The sequence below is a fragment of the Pseudomonas amygdali genome (assembly GCF_002699855.1).
GTDB lineage: Bacteria > Pseudomonadota > Gammaproteobacteria > Pseudomonadales > Pseudomonadaceae > Aquipseudomonas > Aquipseudomonas amygdali.
In genome coordinates this window covers 1-13,542 of sequence record NZ_LKBW01000045.1, presented here as the reverse complement: position 1 = coordinate 13,542, position 13,542 = coordinate 1, and the positions used below count along the sequence as shown (strand labels likewise).

The window sequence follows — 13,542 nt, the reverse complement described above, 5'->3', positions numbered from 1 at the left end:
CCGAGTCTGCCCAGGTGGCATGACTCAAACAAAAGGGTCTCCGAGAAACCCGGGGCGGTTCAAGGCCGTTGCCGGTGATCGAGTTCAGTACTTGCACCGCAATCATAACTGCTGCCAGGGCGAGGATGACCTTGAGTCGTTTGGAAAACTCCATTCACCACCCTCGCCTGCCCTGTGGCTTCGCTTACTGAGCCGGCGTCTGGTTTTTGGCTTTCAGACGTGCCAGCACATCTTGCGCACCACCACTTTTGGCACCAATACCGGCATCCTGCAGACGACGCTCCAGATCGCTGCCGCTGGACTGGCTGGCCAGTTCTTCGGCCGCTTCGAGCTTGGCGTCCTGTTCATCCTGACGTTGCTTGAGACGCGCCAGCGAGCCTACTGCGGTTTCGACTGCGCCGCTGGCACCACCGGTTGCAGTGGCCGTTGCAACGCGAGCTTTTTGCACGGTTTCACGGGCCTTGGCCATCTCGACCTGCTGCTTGAGGCTCTTGATTCGCGATTCGGCCTTGACCACCTGTTCTTGCAGCAGGCTGACCTGCTTGTTGAACTGATCGGCCAGTTCCTGCTCCTGATCACGCAGGGCCTCGATCTCGGCGATCTTGTTCGCGCACTCCACAGCCAGCGCTTCTTCACCCTTGTTCAGAGCCTGCATGGCGCGGCCTTCCCAGTTGGCGATGCTGGTGGCGTGTTCTTCAAGACGCTGTGCCGAGAGCTTGTGCTTGGCCTTGATGGTAATCAGCCCGTCGCGGGCCTTGACCAGCGCATTGTCGGCGTCACGAATTTCCTGATCCAGAATGCGGATGGCATTGGCATCGGCAATCGACTCGCCCACTTCGGAAGCGCCACCACGAACGGCGGTCACCAGTTTTTTCCAGATACTCGTAGTCATGAATGTTCTCCGCCTGACAGCGCTGTTCAGTAGATGAAATGATCTTCAAAAGCATCGGCCGCACGGATCACGTTGTCCGCGAGGGTAAGGATTTCCTGCACGACTACTGTGAGCGACGATGCTGCGCTCAACGCGCCAAACAGGCAGTAGACTTCCTGACCGTCACCCAGCTTTTCGATACCGACCGATGACAGCGGAAACAGATCGCGGCTGCGCAGGACGACATCGTTGAACGCCTGCACATTCTTGATCTTGTTCACCTCGATCAAGGTCGCATCGGCGAGAATCTGCTCGCCTTCCACCGCGATATAAATCGGCAGGTCGCCATACTCGGCCATGGTCAGCCTGATGCCCGAGGCATCGCCCTCGGTCACATCGAGCTCGATCTTGCCGTTCGTCACCAGCTCCAGTTCGCAAAGTGCCTTCTGCAGAGAGCTGATGGTCCAGTGGGTATTCTCGGTCATGAAATCCTCCAGTTTTATTCTGTCGCCCAAAAAGGGCTGTCTTAAAGCTTTTTCGATCCCCCGCAAGGCATCGACATTTTCCGGCCGGATCCAGAATTCGCGCTTCACCAGCCCCGCCTCTTTGAGTCGCAGACGCATTTCACGCATGTAATCGGTGGAGCTCTTCGAAGCCTTGGCCGGGACCGCTGCGTTATCGCCCTGGGTTTTACGAGGCATTGGCGCTTCCCCCTTGCTGCTGGCCGTGGATCAGGTGAGCAACGTATCAGATGTTTTTGAAGATAGATACGCATCACATGTGAGATTTTTATGGACGCCAAAATTCTCGTTCCCACGCCCCGCGTTGGCACGATAGTCAAAACACCGCACGGCGACGCACACTCCAAAAAAAAGCGCTGTCCGCATCAGCGGACAGCGCCTTTCTCACAAGTGCCTGTCAGGCACTGGGCAACCCTTATTCAGCCAGGCTTTTACTCACCACTTCATACACGTCCGCCGACAGTTTGCCGGAGGCGAGGATACGCTCCAGCTCGGCCTTCATCAGCGCCTGACGGGCGCTGTCGTATTTGCGCCAGCGGGTCAGTGGTGCCAATTGGCGGGAGGCGATCTGCGGGTTCAGGGCGTTCAGCTCGATCACAAGGTCCGCGAGGAAGCGATAGCCGGAGCCGTCCGCTGCGTGGAAATTGATCAGGTTCTGCCCGGCAAATGCACCGATCAGGGCGCGGACCTTGTTCGGGTTCTTGATGCTGAATGCAGGATGCTTCATCAGTTCCTGCACGCGTTGCAGGCCGCCCGGCTGAGTGCTGACCGCCTGTACGCTGAACCATTGATCCATGACCAGCGCGTTGCTTTTGAAGTTCTCGGCGAACACGGCGAGCGCTTTGTCGCGTTCGGCCGTAAACGGCGAATTGACCAGCACCGCCAGCGCAGTCAGGCGCTCGGTCATGTTGTCACTGGTATCGAACTGGTCGATGGTCGCCGCCAGTACTTCAGGTTTGCCGCTAAGCATCAGGTACGACAGCGCAATGTTCTGCAGCGCGCGACGGGCGAAATGCGTGGACTCGGCGACGTATGGCGTGGCCCTGGATACCTCGCGGTTGGCCTTGTAGCGTGTCAGCAGACTGTCAAACAGGCCATCGGCCAGTTGTTGGCGAGCAAATTCGCGAGCGGCGTGAATGGCATCGACATCCGCCACCTCGCTGATCTCGGCGAGATAAGCCTCACCCGGCAACGAGAGCATTTCTGCGACCATCGCCTGATCCAGACGCTCATCCGCCAGCACGGTGCCCAGCGCAGTGATCAAACGCTGGTCCATGACCAGTGCCTGACCTTGCTGGTGCTGACCGATCAGCTCCTGCAATACCTGAACCGACAGTTGCTGACCGGCATCCCAACGGTTGAAACCGTCGCTGTCGTGTTGCATCAGGAACATCAGTTGATCACGGTCATACGGAAAGCTCAGCTTGACCGGCGCAGAGAAACCGCGCAGCAGTGACGGCAGTGGCTTTTCGGCAACGTCAACGAAGGTGAAGGTCTGCTCGGACCCGGTAACCGAGAGCACTCGCGTGGTGCTGGAAGCTGCGGTTTCGTCCGCCAGACGCAGAGCAATCTCGCCGCCTTTGCTGTCCAGCAGCCCCAGTTCGACCGGAATCACAAACGGCTGTTTCTGATCGCCAGGCTGGCCTGGTGTGCTTGGGCAGCTCTGCCGGAAAGTCAGGCTGTAGGTTTTCGCAGCAGCGTCATACGACTCGCTGACCGCCAGACGCGGCGTACCCGCCTGGCTGTACCAGCGCTTGAACTGGGTCAGGTCGACGCCGTTGGCGTCTTCCATGGCCTTGATGAAGTCGTCGCAGGTCACGGCCTGGCCGTCATGGCGTTCAAAATACAGATCACTGCCCTTGCGGAAGCCTTCGGCGCCCAGCAGGGTGTGGAGCATGCCAACCACTTCCGAACCCTTTTCGTAAACGGTCAGGGTGTAGAAGTTGGAGATTTCGATGAAGCTGTCCGGACGCACTGCGTGGGCCATCGGGCCTGCGTCTTCGGCAAACTGGTGAGTTCGCAGGTAAGCAACGTCCTGAATACGCTTGACCGTGGCCGAGTTCATGTCCGCCGAGAAACCGGCGTCGCGGTACACCGTGAAGCCTTCCTTGAGCGACAGCTGGAACCAGTCACGGCAGGTCACGCGGTTGCCCGACCAGTTGTGGAAGTATTCGTGGGCAACGATCGCTTCGACCCGCTGATGCGCGGCATCGGTCGCAGTCTCGGCACGCGCCAGTACGGCACTGGAGTTGAAGATATTGAGGCCCTTGTTCTCCATCGCGCCCATGTTGAAGTCGTTGACCGCGACAATCATGAAGATGTCCAGGTCATACTCACGACCGTAGGTTTCTTCATCCCAGCGCATGGATTTCTTCAGGCTGGTCATGGCGTGCTGGCACTTGTCGACGTTTTCTGGCTCGACATAGATGCGCAGGGTGACTTCCCGCTGGCCCATGGTGGTAAAGGTGTCTTCGATGCACCACAGATCACCGGCCACCAGCGCGAACAGGTAAGCCGGCTTCATGAATGGGTCTTCCCACGTCGCCCAGTGCCGTCCACCCTCTTCTTCACCACTGGCAATCGGATTGCCGTTGGAGAGCAGAATAGGGAAATTCTGCTTGTCGGCGCTGAGCGTGGTAGTGAACTTGCTCATCACGTCGGGGCGGTCGAGGTAGTAGGTAATCTTGCGAAAGCCTTCGGCCTCGCACTGGGTGCAGAACATGCCGCTGGATTTGTACAGGCCTTCCAGCGCGGTATTGGTTTCAGGATGAATGCGCACGGTGCTGTCGACCGTGAAGCTTTCGGCTTGCGGATGCAGCGTCAGGTGATCTTCTGTCAGTTGATAATCCGCAGCGCTCAGCTCCACATCGTTCAGTTTGACCGAGACCAGTTCCAGATGCTGACCGTCCAGCACCAGCGGCGGCAGGCCTGCGCCACGCTCGGGGTTGCGGCGCATGACCAGTTGGGCGTGGACTAGCGAGTGGTCGTCGAACAGTTCGAAGGTCAGGTTCGTCTCATCGATGAGGTACTCGGGAGCCTGGAAGTCCTTCAGGTAAATCATTTTCGGTTGCTCGGTGCGCATGCTGGGATCCTTCTACTGATGCACGGCCAGCTGATAGGCCGTGTACTTGCGAATATTGATCACGCCGGTATCGAAAATCAGGTATTGGCCCTTGATCCCCAGCAGCGTGCCTTCGGCAATCGGGTTCTTGTCCAGGTTGAAGCTGACAATCTTGGTCGGATACGCCTCGACCGGGTAACGAAACTCGACAGGCTCGGCGTCATGTAGCAATTGGATGGCTTGCAGACCGAATCGTTCTTGCAATCCCAGCAGGCCCCCGCCGCAACTGTCGAACAATTCCTGGCGAATGGCCTTGAGATCGACCGGCTGGGCATCACCTTTGAGCAGCGCACGCCAGTTGGTACGGTCGGCCACCTGACTGCGCAGCAGGTCTTCGACAAAGCCGGACTGCTGACGGGTGGCCACACGCAGAATCGGCAACGCCTGACTTGCGCCCTGATCCAGCCAGCGGGTCGGCAACTGCGTGGACCGGGTAATACCGACCTTCACGCCTGACGAATTGGCCAGGTAGACGATGTGATCGGTCATGCAGAACTGTTCGCCCCATGCCGGATCGCGACAGGTGCCCTGATCGTGATGGCATTTTTCCGGGCTCATGATGCACATGTCGCATTGCGCCAGCTTGAGCATGCACGGGTAGCAGTAGCCCTGGCTGTAACTGGACTTGGTCTTGCGCCCGCAATGACTGCAATGAATGGCACCAAGAAACTCCAGGCGCAGCGTCTTGCCGATCAGCGGGTTGACCGCAATCTCGGTCTCGCCCAGACGAAAAGCGTATTGCACACATGACGCATCATCCTGACGCGCCGACATTTTGTTGACTGCTCCGCGACCAATTTCGATCAATGAATAGCATCCGATTTGAACAGGATATTGGGCACTGGCGCTGATTTGGAGGCGCATTCCTGCGGCCCCATGTAGCCCGTGCGCTGGTCTTCCGGCAGGTTCTGCACTTCCCAGGCGATCAGCGCCTGCAACGACAGCTCACGCTGTTCCTGAGTAAGCTTGCGGCCATCGGACCATTTGCCGATTTCCACGGCCAGCTTCAGGCTTTCGTAGATATCCGGGGTGATGTTTTCGATCATTTCTATAAAAGACGACATGGCGCACTCCAGAAAATAGCGGGTAATTTTACGACTTGCGGCGCGCAATCGCACCGCCGACCAGGCCGGTAGCACAACCGATGATCAGACCGCCGACATGCGCGCCGTTGGCGATCTCGCCAAAACCGAGCATGCTCACCAGGCCGGACAGGCATAGCGCCAGCCAGATGAGCATCATGATCAATACCCCGCGCGGCAGGCGATAGACCGGGTTGGGCGCCAGCATCTGGAAAATCCAGCAATGCCCGAGCAGGCCATACAGCACGCCGGACAGTCCGCCAAACAGGCTTGGGCCGCTGAACAGGTACTGCACGTAATTTGAAACAGCTGAAAACAGCAGCGTGAGCAGCAATAAAGACAGACCGCCCTGACGAATTTCGATGCGCCTGCCCAGTTCCCAGAACCACATGCCGTTCATGGCCAGGTGCAGGATGCCGAAGTGAATCAGCATAGGTGAGACGATCCGCCACCATTGCCCGGCGGCCAGGCTGTCGGACAACGGCAGAAACGTCGCGTACTCGCCACTGATCCGGAAATCCTGAAAGGTCAGCCAGCGGATGACTTCGAGGTTGTCGCCCAGCAGCGTCATGCCCGCCACCAGCAGGGTGACCAGCAATACCAGGGCCGTTACCGGGCTGTTGCGTAGCTGCTCGATCAGGCCCGGCGACTTGTACGTCACGTTTGGGGCGTCTTGCGCCAGTTGAAAATGCTCGTCCCCTTCAGGAAAGCGCGTGTACAACTCGCGCACCTCATCGGCCAGTTGCGGCGCATCCGGCACCCAAAGTACCTGCTCGCCAGCCTCTTCGCTGACCCTGTGGGGAATCCGCAAGCGCTGCAACAGGCTGACAAACCCGCTCAGGTTGGTGGTCAACGGCAACCGCAGGACTGCAACAGCACTCATTCTGAAACCTCGGGACGCTGCACGTCGACCCAGACGAATTTGTCCGGGTCGATCTGTGTTTCCTGGTCCAGCCGATAGGCGACCAGCTTGCCGTAGAGCACGGCGCTGTAATCCAGACAGGCCAGATTAGGCCGGATAGGCGCGGGGACGCCGCTGCGCCAGTAATGACCGACAAACAGCAGCGGCTCATTGATACCGTAACGCAGCAATGCGTTTTTTTCGGACGTGGACAGCGGGGTCTTGGCTACGCCTTCAGGCAGCGGGTCGGGCTGAAATACCACGTCGCCATAGGTCTGCGGGTCATCTTCCCAGAACTTGGTACGAAAGAACTCGCGGGTCAGCCCGTCGCCGCCGGTCAGGGTAAGACCGTGCGGCAAACGCATGTCGGTGCCGCGCAGCAGACGGTTGAACACATTGCTGGCAAAGCTGCCGGGCACTGCCGAGGCCTGGACAAAATGCTTGTCGATACAGCCGGTGCCATGCAGGCCGCGCAACGGATCGATCAGAGTCGCATCCCAGCAGGCATGCACCACCCTGAAGCGACCGGCGTCCATGTACAGCGGCAGCTCATAGAACCAGTTGACGAAATCGCTCCATTCATCCGGATAGCGCTCGAACTGCGCCAGGGTTTCGCCGATCAGCCGGGCATGGCGCGGGGTGTGCTCACGCACGAACTCATGACCGCTTTCCGGCAAGGCTGGCGTCATCCAGCCCAGCGCGTTGAACTCATGGTTGCCCATGATGCACAGGGCATGACCGGCCTGAACCATATCGCGGACGATATGCAGCGACTCGCGAATACGCGGGCCACGGTCAATGATGTCGCCGAGGAAAATCGCAATACGCTCAGGGTGACGCCAGACGCCAGCCTGCAGACGGTAGCCGAGAAGCTCCAGCAAGTGCTCCAGGGTATGGGCGCACCCGTGCACGTCACCGATCAGATCGTAGCCACGCGCCGGATCGAGCATTAATCGCCCCCGCCGCCGAGCTTGCTGCCCCAGCCGAGCTTGGTGCGGCAGACTTCGTAATAATTGTGATCCAGCGGGTGAATCAGACGCAGCTTCTGCGGTTTCTTGCTGACCGTGATGGTGTCACCCGGTGCGCAGGTAAAGTGATTCTGGCCATCGCAGGACACTTGCGGATAAATGGTCATGTCCTTGGACACCACGATTTTCAGCTCGCTGTTGCCGTCGACCACGATGGGCCGCCCGGACAAGGTGTGCGGGTACATCGGCACGATAACGATGGCGTCGAGCTTGGGATGCATGATCGGCCCGCCCGCCGACAGCGCATAGGCTGTCGATCCGGTCGGCGTGGCGACGATAAGGCCATCGGCCTTCTGACTGCACACAAACTGACCATCTATATAGATCTCGAACTCGATCATGCGCGTGGACTTGCCGGGGTGCAGCACAACGTCGTTGAGCGCATCGCCCTGACCGATGGCCTCACCGTGGCGGCGCACTTCGGCCTGAAGCAGGAAGCGGTTTTCGACCAGATAGTGCCCGTCGAGCACTTCAGCGCATTTGACCTCCAGTTCGTCAGGACGAATGTCGGTCAGAAAGCCCAGACTGCCGCGGTTGATACCCAGTACCGGAACGTTGTGCCTGGCCAGTGCCCGTGCAGCGCCTAACAGGCTGCCATCGCCACCGACCACGATGACCATGTCACAGACTTCACCGAGCATCTTGCGCGACGAGGTTTGCAGGCCATGACCGGGCAGGACTTCGGCAATCGTCTCTTCAAGAATGACGTGCAGGTGGCGGTCCAGCAGGAATCTCTTGAGTCGGCGAACGGTATCGAGCACCTGAACACTGCCCAGGCGACCGATGATGCCGATATTGCGAAATTGCTCCATGAGGCTCCTGCTGCGGTTTCGAGACGACTTAAAACAGCGATTATGGGCGAAACGGCCCGGTAGCAGCAAACCGGCACGTAAAGATCAAGCGAAACGCCTCATCACGAAGCGTTTCAATCAGCAGATTGGCTCTGAACGAATGAGCGAATTCCCGCAAAAAAACCGGATTTGCCTTACATACCCCACAGAAGATGTTCATTAGCTTCGTCCGTTTTCAATACACCTAAGGACGACACATGATTCCCTCAGGCCGCCAGGGCGACATGCACCTCTGCCCGTTGCCGGGCCACGGTTGCACCCCGATTGTCACAGCCTCCTCCGACACCCTGATCAACGGCATGTCCGCCGCCAGAGTAGGCGATATGTGCGGCTGCGGCGCGGTGATCGTCACCGGCTTTCCCTCGATCCTCATCAACGGTCGTCCGATGGCCCACCTGGGCAGCCCGACCAGCCACGGCGGAACGATCATTTCCGGCAGCACCGATGTGGGTGGCGGCTCCGACTTCGGCGATGCCGCTGGCCCAGCCATAGATTTCTCCAGGCTCGGCATCCTTCGCAAGGACGGCACACTGGACGAACCGAAGCTGAATCAGCTTGTGAACGATCCGGGATTACAGGAGAACGCCAAAGCGGCTGAAGCACTATTCCCACCTGCAACTTCCAACACAGCCATAGCGCCAGCCTGCAACCACCCGGATCAAATGGAAGAACTGACCCGCTACATCGCTGACGAGATGAACCACAGATACCCAAGAGCAGTTGGGGTAAAGGAGTAAGAGTGCACTCATGCTTCAACGCGACTGAAAACAAGAGCACTGCATGAACCGAAAAATCCTGATACACGCCATAGCCCGCTGGCCGAAGTTAACGGCGACCTTTCTCATCCTCGCACTATGGGATTTCGCTACGCCCTACGTAAGCGTCTATTACTCAGACAAGGCAGACGGAGAGCTTAGCTATACATGGATTACCGATCATCGCATAAGCAGAGGTGGCATAAGGCCTGGCGGAGCAACTGGGGACAGCGGCCATATATTTCAAAAAAAAGATTTCTTCATGTATTTCCAATGGTGGGACAACGCAGGAATCAGCGGTTGCGTAAACATAGATCCGCAATGGCCAGAGACTACAATCTTCATAGATGCCAACGGCCGCATCGACCTGAACGTCAAGGGGGCAACCGACGTCAAGCGATTCTCGCCCTGCCCCGGTGGTGAAGACCCTGATTTTCTCGGACTGGCCAGGCCCGTTGAATAGCACCGCATCTTTTCACCTTCACAATCAGCTCACCTGAACCTCAACTCACGCTATCCTCGGCACATGACCCTATTCCCCAGCCTGATCGACCTCCCCCGCCAACTAAGGCACTCCGAAGTGCGCGACCTTGCCTGGGTGATCCTCGCGCCGCCCATGCTGGAAGTCGCGCCGTGGCCACAGCGTCATCCGCTGGCCGGCAGTGACTGGGTACAGGACCCGCAGCGACTGGCGGACTTTCTCTGGCAACTCGACCGTGACAGTCGCCCGCTGGAAGACTGGCTGGCGCTGGCAACCACACGCCGGCTGGGCCGCTATTACGAACGGCTCTGGCAGTTCGCGGTGCAGCACGCGCCGGGGGTGGAGATCATTGCCGCCAACCTGCCGATCCGGCTCGGCAGCCAGACGCTGGGCGAACTGGACATGCTGCTGCGTGATCGTGAAGGCGTGCATCACGTCGAACTGGCAATCAAGCTCTACCTAGGGCCGCAGGACGGAGACGGCCGCGACCCGGCCAGCTGGCTGGGGCCTGGCTGCCAGGATCGGCTGGACCGCAAGCTTGCCCACCTGAGCCAGCATCAGTTGCCGATGTCTGCACGTCCGGAAAGCCGAGCGGCCCTGGCAGCGCTGGGTGTCGAGGCCTTCAGCGCGCAGTTGTGGCTGGGCGGTTATCTGCTGTATCCGTGGCCAGGCTCATGCGAATCGCCCGCAGGTGTTCACCCGCAGCATCTCAAGGGCCGCTGGTTGCATCAACGTGACTGGAAGCGGTTTGTGGCGCAAAGCAGCCCCGGACGCTGGCAGCCCCTGCCGCGTCATGCCTGGCTGGCACCAGCGCTTTACCACGATGTGTGGAGCGATCAGCAGCTACGCGACTGGCTGGCCGAACTCGACCCGCTGGCCCCGGCGCAATTGCTGGTGCGCCTGAAAGAGAATACCGAGGGCAACTGGGAAGAAGCCGAGCGCCTGTTTCTGGTGTCGGACATGTGGCCGAATCTGGCCGACACCAGCCACCTGCTCAACTCAATCGAAGTGCCAGCGCAGCCAGTGTAATCAGCAACACCGGCACGGTCAGTACGATGCCGACCTTGAAGTAGTAGCCCCAACTGATGGTGATTCCCTTGCGCTCCAGCACATGCAGCCAGAGCAGCGTCGCCAGACTGCCGATCGGGGTGATTTTTGGCCCCAGGTCGCTGCCGATCACGTTGGCGTAGATCATCGCTTCCTGAATGGCCCCGCTGGCATGGCTTGCATCGATGGACAGCAGCCCTACGAGCACGGTGGGCATGTTGTTCATGATCGAAGACAGAAACGCGGTCATGACGCCGGTGCCCATCGCTGCGCCCCAGATGCCATAGCCGGCAAACCAGTCCAGCAGACTGGCCAGATAACCGGTGAGTCCGGCGTTGCGCAGACCATAAACCACCAGGTACATGCCCAGCGAAAACACCACGATGTGCCACGGCGCTTCTTTCATCACCTTGCGCGTCTTGATCGTATGCCCTTTGGCGGCAATGGCGAGCAGCAGCAACGCGCAGACCGACGAAATCGCACTGATCGGGATGCCCAGCGGCTCAAGAGCGAAACAGCCCACCAGCAAAATCAGCAGCACGGCCAGAGTGGCGGCGACGCTGGCCAGGTTCACCGGCACCATGACGGCTGCGTAACGGTTGAAACCGATCTTGAAGTAATCCGCCGAAACGATGTTCACCAGATTCGATACCACCAGCGGCAGGCTGGCCGTATCGGCAATGAAGCCGGCCGCCATGACGAACGCCAGGGTCGACGCAGCGGAGAAGCGCAACGCCAGCATCATGGCAATGACGATAGGCGTGAGAATCAGCACGGCACCGTCGTTGGCGAACAAGGCTGATACCAGCGCACCGAACAACACGAACAGGGCGAACAGACGACGTCCCTTACCCTTGCCCCAGCGCGCCACATGCAGCGCGGCCCAGGCAAAGAAACCCGCCTCATCCAGTAACAGCGTGATAATGATCAGCGAAATGAACGTCGCCGTGGCATTCCAGATGATGCCCCACACCACAGCGATGTCGCTGAGGTGCACAACCCCTGTCAGCAACGCCAGAACCGCCCCGAGTACCGCACTCCAGCCTACGCTCAGGCCTTTGGGCTGCCAGATGACCAGCGTAATGGTGAACAGGAAGATCAGCGTTGCTATCAGCATTATTTGGTCCGGGGTAGAAGAATGGCGAGGATGCCAAGCAGCGGCAGGTATGAGCACAACGTGTAGACGAATAGAATGCCGTGGCTGTCAGCCAGATAGCCGAGCAAGGCTGCGCCAATGCCGCCGAAGCCGAACATCAGGCCAAAGAAAAGCCCGGCAATCATGCCCACGTTGCCAGGTACAAGCTCCTGGGCGTAGACGACGATGGCGGAAAAAGCCGACGCCAGTACAAAGCCAATGATCACGCTGAGCACGCTGGTCCAGAACAGGTCTGCATAAGGCAGGGCCAGGGTGAACGGTGCAGCGCCAAGGATCGAAAACCAGATCACGGCCTTGCGGCCAATGCGGTCGCCGATCGGACCGCCGAAAAAGGTCCCGGCCGCCACTGCGCCCAGAAACAGGAACAAATGCAACTGCGAGCTGGCGACTGACAGGTCAAACTTCTCGATCAGGTAGAAGGTGAAATAGCTGGTCAGGCTGGTCATGTAGAAGAACTTGGAAAACACCAGAAATGCCAGCACTGCCAGTGAGGCAATCACGCGTTTTCTGGACAGTCCATGAGTGGCCGCCTGACCTGCCTTGAGTTTGAACAGGTTGAGGTGCGCGCGATACCAGCGGCTTATCGCATACAGCAAACCCAGCGAGAACAATGCGAACAAGCCGATCCAGGCCACGTTGCCCTGGCCGAACGGGATGATGATCGCCGCCGCCAGCAATGGCCCGAACGCGGAGCCGGTGTTGCCGCCCACCTGAAAGGTCGACTGCGCGAGCCCATAACGACCACCAGAAGCCAGTCGCGCGATACGCGAAGCTTCCGGGTGGAATGTCGAAGAACCGATGCCGATCAAGGCGGCAGCCAGCAGAATCAATGGAAAACTGCCCACCATCGACATCATCACAATGCCGACCAGCGTACAGATCGACCCTACAGGCAGTACCAGGGGGTTAGGATGGCGGTCAGTGTAATAACCGACCCAGGGCTGCAGCAGCGATGCTGTGATCTGAAACGTCAGGGTAATCAGGCCGATCTGGGTGAAGCTCAAGTCGTAGCTGGCCTTGAGCATCGGGTAGATCGACGGAAGAATGGCCTGAATCAGGTCGTTGATCAGGTGAGCAAGGGCAACGGCACCAATAATGCGCATCACCAGCGGGCTGGCTTGAGGGGGGGTCGAGGCCTTCGCCGTCACGGGCTGAGCGCTGGTCGCCATGGGTATTCATCCGTAAAAAGGTTTTCAGGTTACCCCGGACGGATGATTACAAGATGTGTCACGCGTACCAAGGCGCGCCAATGTGCCATTTTTCAGGGCAACTGTGCCATGTTTTGTTGCGTTTTTGCTGACGGGTCGAGAAGTGCTCTGCGTTGCACAGCGGTTCTGTGATGTCAGGTGGATTGAGGTTCGACTCAGATTCTCGTTCCCACGCTCCGCGGGGTAATGCCTTATGCCAACGCGGAGCATTGGCACGATAGTCGTAAACATCAGCAAGCTAGTCACGTCCATCGTGCCCACGCTCCACATCGGCACGACAGTCGGCTAAATTTGTGTATAACAACAAGAGCCTACACGAGGGTGCGCGCCGTGGATACCATCAAGCGTTTCTCAAGCTTTGCCGAGTTCTATCCTTTCTACCTCGCCGAGCACAGCAGCAGTACCAGTCGGCGCCTGCACTTTGTGGGCACCTCATTGGTGATCTTCCTGCTGGCGTTTGGTATGCCCCCCGAAGGTTGGACAATTATCCACTTACGCTGCCTTGGCGGCCTGCATCCTG

The 13,542-nt window shown here is 58.8% G+C and carries 13 protein-coding genes and 2 pseudogenes; 4 read left to right on the top strand and 11 right to left on the bottom strand.

The genetic code is table 11. From position 1 onward, the window contains the following. Positions 1-61 precede the first annotated feature (61 nt). From AO277_RS05175 to AO277_RS05135, 9 genes and pseudogenes are all read right to left on the bottom strand, one after another. Positions 62-154: pseudogene (locus AO277_RS05175) on the bottom strand (rhomboid family intramembrane serine protease); the annotation flags it as partial. A 30-nt stretch (positions 155-184) separates the two neighbouring features. After that, the gene (locus AO277_RS05170) at positions 185-892 is read right to left on the bottom strand and encodes a PspA/IM30 family protein (RefSeq protein WP_002554498.1); all 708 of its coding nucleotides are present in this window, start codon (positions 890-892) and stop codon (positions 185-187) included. Positions 893-918: 26 nt separating this feature from the next. Next, positions 919-1,572 carry a YjfI family protein gene (locus AO277_RS05165; RefSeq protein ID WP_004665924.1) on the bottom strand — a complete coding sequence of 218 codons (654 nt, stop codon included), beginning with the start codon at positions 1,570-1,572 and terminating at the stop codon, positions 919-921. Between the two features lie 235 nt (positions 1,573-1,807). Continuing rightward, entirely contained in the window at positions 1,808-4,474 is a 2,667-nt protein-coding gene (gene pepN, locus AO277_RS05160; RefSeq protein ID WP_044319664.1) for an aminopeptidase N, read from the bottom strand. Positions 4,475-4,486: 12 nt separating this feature from the next. Next, a complete protein-coding gene (locus AO277_RS05155) occupies positions 4,487-5,320 on the bottom strand; it encodes a DUF2797 domain-containing protein (RefSeq protein WP_044319663.1) in 834 nt (277 codons plus the stop codon). Beyond that, the gene (locus AO277_RS05150; RefSeq protein ID WP_002554502.1) at positions 5,317-5,577 is read right to left on the bottom strand and encodes a YeaC family protein; all 261 of its coding nucleotides are present in this window, start codon (positions 5,575-5,577) and stop codon (positions 5,317-5,319) included. Before AO277_RS05150 ends, AO277_RS05155 begins: the two co-directional genes overlap by 4 nt. Positions 5,578-5,605: 28 nt before the next feature. Further along, positions 5,606-6,478 carry a rhomboid family intramembrane serine protease gene (locus tag AO277_RS05145; RefSeq protein ID WP_044319662.1) on the bottom strand — a complete coding sequence of 291 codons (873 nt, stop codon included), beginning with the start codon at positions 6,476-6,478 and terminating at the stop codon, positions 5,606-5,608. After that, complete coding sequence (locus AO277_RS05140) at positions 6,475-7,446, bottom strand: metallophosphoesterase (protein WP_044319661.1); 972 nt, start codon at positions 7,444-7,446, stop codon at positions 6,475-6,477. Before AO277_RS05140 ends, AO277_RS05145 begins: the two co-directional genes overlap by 4 nt. Beyond that, positions 7,446-8,336 (bottom strand): NAD(+) kinase, encoded by an 891-nt coding sequence (locus AO277_RS05135; RefSeq protein ID WP_002554505.1) that lies wholly within the window; start codon positions 8,334-8,336, stop codon positions 7,446-7,448. Before AO277_RS05135 ends, AO277_RS05140 begins: the two co-directional genes overlap by 1 nt. Positions 8,337-8,572: 236 nt before the next feature. Here AO277_RS05135 and AO277_RS05130 point away from each other — a divergent pair. From AO277_RS05130 to AO277_RS05120, 3 genes and pseudogenes are all read left to right on the top strand, one after another. Further along, positions 8,573-9,076, top strand: a pseudogene (locus AO277_RS05130) (PAAR domain-containing protein); the annotation flags it as partial. Between the two features lie 79 nt (positions 9,077-9,155). Then, a complete protein-coding gene (locus tag AO277_RS05125) occupies positions 9,156-9,593 on the top strand; it encodes a hypothetical protein (protein WP_044319660.1) in 438 nt (145 codons plus the stop codon). Positions 9,594-9,656: 63 nt separating this feature from the next. Next, entirely contained in the window at positions 9,657-10,640 is a 984-nt protein-coding gene (locus AO277_RS05120) for a DUF1853 family protein (protein WP_044319659.1), read from the top strand. Here AO277_RS05120 and AO277_RS05115 read toward each other — a convergent pair. Further along, positions 10,606-11,775, bottom strand: a complete 1,170-nt coding sequence (locus AO277_RS05115; protein WP_044319658.1) for an arsenic transporter — start codon at positions 11,773-11,775, stop codon at positions 10,606-10,608. The genes AO277_RS05120 and AO277_RS05115 overlap by 35 nt on opposite strands. Beyond that, positions 11,775-12,983 (bottom strand): MFS transporter, encoded by a 1,209-nt coding sequence (locus AO277_RS05110; RefSeq protein ID WP_002554510.1) that lies wholly within the window; start codon positions 12,981-12,983, stop codon positions 11,775-11,777. The genes AO277_RS05115 and AO277_RS05110 overlap by 1 nt, the downstream gene beginning before the upstream one ends. A 369-nt stretch (positions 12,984-13,352) precedes the next feature. Here AO277_RS05110 and AO277_RS05105 point away from each other — a divergent pair. Then, positions 13,353-13,542 (top strand): DUF962 domain-containing protein (locus AO277_RS05105; RefSeq protein WP_143492719.1); only part of this gene is annotated, 190 nt, incomplete at its 3' end.

Excerpts from the sequence above, each read along its gene's own strand:
- AO277_RS05170 (WP_002554498.1), bottom strand. The coding sequence starts at position 892 with ATGACTACGAGTATCTGGAAAAAACTGGTGACCGCCGTTCGTGGTGGC.
- AO277_RS05110 (WP_002554510.1), bottom strand. The coding sequence starts at position 12,983 with ATGGCGACCAGCGCTCAGCCCGTGACGGCGAAGGCCTCGACCCCCCCT.
- AO277_RS05120 (WP_044319659.1), top strand. The coding sequence starts at position 9,657 with ATGACCCTATTCCCCAGCCTGATCGACCTCCCCCGCCAACTAAGGCAC.
- AO277_RS05125 (WP_044319660.1), top strand. The coding sequence starts at position 9,156 with ATGAACCGAAAAATCCTGATACACGCCATAGCCCGCTGGCCGAAGTTA.
- pepN (WP_044319664.1), bottom strand. The coding sequence starts at position 4,474 with ATGCGCACCGAGCAACCGAAAATGATTTACCTGAAGGACTTCCAGGCT.
- AO277_RS05140 (WP_044319661.1), bottom strand. The coding sequence starts at position 7,446 with ATGCTCGATCCGGCGCGTGGCTACGATCTGATCGGTGACGTGCACGGG.
- AO277_RS05135 (WP_002554505.1), bottom strand. The coding sequence starts at position 8,336 with ATGGAGCAATTTCGCAATATCGGCATCATCGGTCGCCTGGGCAGTGTT.
- AO277_RS05165 (WP_004665924.1), bottom strand. The coding sequence starts at position 1,572 with ATGCCTCGTAAAACCCAGGGCGATAACGCAGCGGTCCCGGCCAAGGCT.
- AO277_RS05115 (WP_044319658.1), bottom strand. The coding sequence starts at position 11,775 with ATGCTGATAGCAACGCTGATCTTCCTGTTCACCATTACGCTGGTCATC.
- AO277_RS05145 (WP_044319662.1), bottom strand. The coding sequence starts at position 6,478 with ATGAGTGCTGTTGCAGTCCTGCGGTTGCCGTTGACCACCAACCTGAGC.
- AO277_RS05150 (WP_002554502.1), bottom strand. The coding sequence starts at position 5,577 with ATGTCGTCTTTTATAGAAATGATCGAAAACATCACCCCGGATATCTAC.